The 2,578-nt window shown below is 71.0% G+C and carries 4 protein-coding genes and 1 pseudogene; 3 read left to right on the top strand and 2 right to left on the bottom strand.

The window, feature by feature from the left end:
- From GRC12_RS43485 to GRC12_RS46175, 3 genes and pseudogenes are all read left to right on the top strand, one after another.
- Positions 1 to 602: MBL fold metallo-hydrolase (locus GRC12_RS43485; RefSeq protein ID WP_208785959.1), on the top strand; the 602-nt coding region annotated here is incomplete at its 5' end.
- A gap of 97 nt (positions 603 to 699) precedes the next feature.
- A pseudogene (locus tag GRC12_RS43490) lies at positions 700 to 1,122 on the top strand (nuclear transport factor 2 family protein); the annotation flags it as partial.
- Positions 1,123 to 1,206: 84 nt separating this feature from the next.
- Positions 1,207 to 1,530 (top strand): RidA family protein, encoded by a 324-nt coding sequence (locus tag GRC12_RS46175; protein WP_308286764.1) that lies wholly within the window; start codon positions 1,207 to 1,209, stop codon positions 1,528 to 1,530.
- Here GRC12_RS46175 and GRC12_RS43495 read toward each other — a convergent pair.
- The gene (locus GRC12_RS43495; RefSeq protein WP_208785960.1) at positions 1,416 to 2,063 is read right to left on the bottom strand and encodes an NB-ARC domain-containing protein; all 648 of its coding nucleotides are present in this window, start codon (positions 2,061 to 2,063) and stop codon (positions 1,416 to 1,418) included. The two genes, GRC12_RS46175 and GRC12_RS43495, sit on opposite strands and share 115 nt — an antisense overlap.
- 61 nt (positions 2,064 to 2,124) lie before the next feature.
- Positions 2,125 to 2,578 (bottom strand): phosphotransferase (locus GRC12_RS43500; RefSeq protein WP_208785961.1); only part of this gene is annotated, 454 nt, incomplete at its 5' end.

Genomic DNA, 2,578 nt, shown 5'->3' on the forward strand with positions numbered 1-2,578 from the left:
CCACCCTGCCCGGCTTCTCACCCGCCCTGCCCGACCGGGAGATCGTCCCCGGCGAACTGCTCGACCTGCCCGGCCGGCGCCTGCGCGCGATCTGGACGCCCGGCCACACCCCAGGACATGTGTGCCTGCATCTGGAGGAGCAGCATCCGGCCCAACTCCCGGGTTCGGGAAGGCTGTTCTCCGGCGACCACCTGCTCCCCGAGATCACCCCGCACATCGGCCTGTACGAGGACCCCGACGACGCCACGGTCACCGACCCGCTCGGCGACTACCTCGACTCCCTGGAGCGCGTCGGCCGGCTCGCCCCCGCCGAGGTGCTCCCCGCCCACCAGTACGCCTTCACCGACGCGGCGGCCCGCGTACGGCAGTTGCTCGACCACCACGAGGAACGGCTCACCGACCTGCGCTCCCTCCTCGTCGAACCCCTCACGCCCTGGCAGCTGGCCGAGCGGATGGAGTGGAACCGCCCCTGGGACCAAATCCCCTACGGATCAAGGAACATCGCGGTCTCGGAGGCCGAGGCACACCTGCGGCGACTGGTGAAGCTGGGGCGGGCCGAGGCGGTGACGGGGAGCGATCCGGTGACGTACGTGGCCGTCTGAGGTCAGGTCATGTGCTACGACCTTCCGTATGGATCACCTCCCCGCCGAGCACGCCGAGCACGCCGAGCACGCCGAGCACGCCGAACGTGTCGAGCGCTCCGAACGCGCCTGTGAACGTCTGATCCTCGACTTCGTCCACCGGCTCGACCTCGGTGAACCCGCCTCCGTGGCCGAGCTGTTCACCGAGGACGGGGTATGGGAGTGGCCCCCACCCGGGGACGGACGCCGGGCGGAAGGGCGGGAGGCGCTGCGGGCTTACTTCGGCGCGCGCCCCTCGGACAAGCTCTCACGGCGGATCATGTCCAACATCCGCGTCACGGTGACGTCCGCGGACACGGCCGAGGCGACCTCGTACTTCACCACGTACCGGATCGAGGGCTGGGACGGCGGCATGGTGCCGGCCGGCGCACCCGTGCAGGTCGGTCACTACGAGGACACCTTCCGGCGCGTCGACGGGCGGTGGCTGCTCGCCTCCCGGACGTTGCGGCTGCCGTTCGGCGGGCCCACCCCTCGTCAGGGGCGGGGCGCTCTCCAAGCGGTGCGTACCGAACGGGCGCCGTTCGTGCGGTTCGCGGACGGCAGCGAGCCGCCGTTGTCGCAGGGGGTGCGTGTCGGGCCGTTCCTCTTCACCTCCGGGCAGGGGCCGTTGGACCCGGTGACCGGGGAGATGCCGGCGGACTTCGGCGCGCAGGTGCGGCAAGTACTCGCCAACGTCGAGGCCGTCGTCGCGGCGGTGGGCGGCGACCGTACGTCGATCACCCGCTGCACCTGCTATCTCGCCGACCCCTCCCACTTTCCCCAGTTCAACGCCGTCTACCGGGAGTTCTTCGCCGACTGCACCCCGCTTCCGGCCCGTACGACGGTGGTGGCACGGCCGGTGCGGGAGGGGGTGCTGGTGGAGATGGACGCGGTGGCGGCGCTCGGGTGAGCGAGCGATGAGCCGGCGTCGAACCGCTGGGCGACCCCGGGGTCGACGGCCAGGACCCGCTCCCCCGGCATCCCCAGCCGCTCCCGGCTGGTGGCGAGGACGCGCAGCCCCGGAGCGACCGCCAGTAGATCGGCGACCAGGGTCACGCAGTCCGTCAGCAGGTGCTCGCACGAGTCGAGGACCAGCAGCAACCGTTTGTCCCGCGCCCACAGTGACAGCGCCTCGATCGCCGAACCGTTCGAGCGGTCGACGAGCCGCAGCGTCTCCATGACGGCCAGCGGCACCTGGCCGCAGGCCCGGAACGCGGACAACTCCACCAGCCACACGCCGTCGGGGTGGACGTCCCGAGCCGCCTCTGCCGCTCGCATCGCGAGCCGCGTCTTGCCGACCCCGCCGACCCCCACGAGGGTCAGCAGCCGTCCACCGCTCATCAACTCCTCAGCCAGCCAGGCGAGTTCGTCCTGTCGTCCGACAAAGGGGCGGCTGTCGGGCGGCAGGTTCCCCGGACCGGGTGCGTCCTTCTTCCCAAGCACCCCGACAGTGTGGTCGCACCGCGCCGGGACATATGCCACACGACCGGGTACGACCGAAAGATCACTGAAATCGGTCGTTACGGGGCGCATTTCGACGCCATACGCTCCCACGCTCACGCCATAGTGATCGAATCAAGTCCTCCGCCTCACTGAGGAGTTCGACCTCTCTCCGGTTCATGACGGGCTGAGCCGCGCGTCGGCGCCGGGCCTCCGTCAGGCCGTCCTCGGTGAGGTGGGAGGGGTCGGCGAGGAGGCCGCTCAGCACCTCGCGCGCGAGACCGGCGATCGGCGCATCGCCCACGGCGACCTGGGCGAGGATGATCGCGGACATGCCCCAGTCGAGGCCGGGACGCCCCTCCTCGGCGTTGCTCCAGTCGATGACCCGGGGCCCGTCGGGGGTGAGCATCACGTTGTCGGGATGCAGATCGAGGTGCACGACGCACCCGCCGTTGTCCCACCCGGGAACGGCATGCAACCGCCGCAACAGCCGCGCGAGTACCACCCCACCCTCCCGC

The organism is Streptomyces griseorubiginosus (assembly GCF_017614965.1).
Taxonomy (GTDB): Bacteria; Actinomycetota; Actinomycetes; order Streptomycetales; family Streptomycetaceae; genus Streptomyces; species Streptomyces griseorubiginosus_B.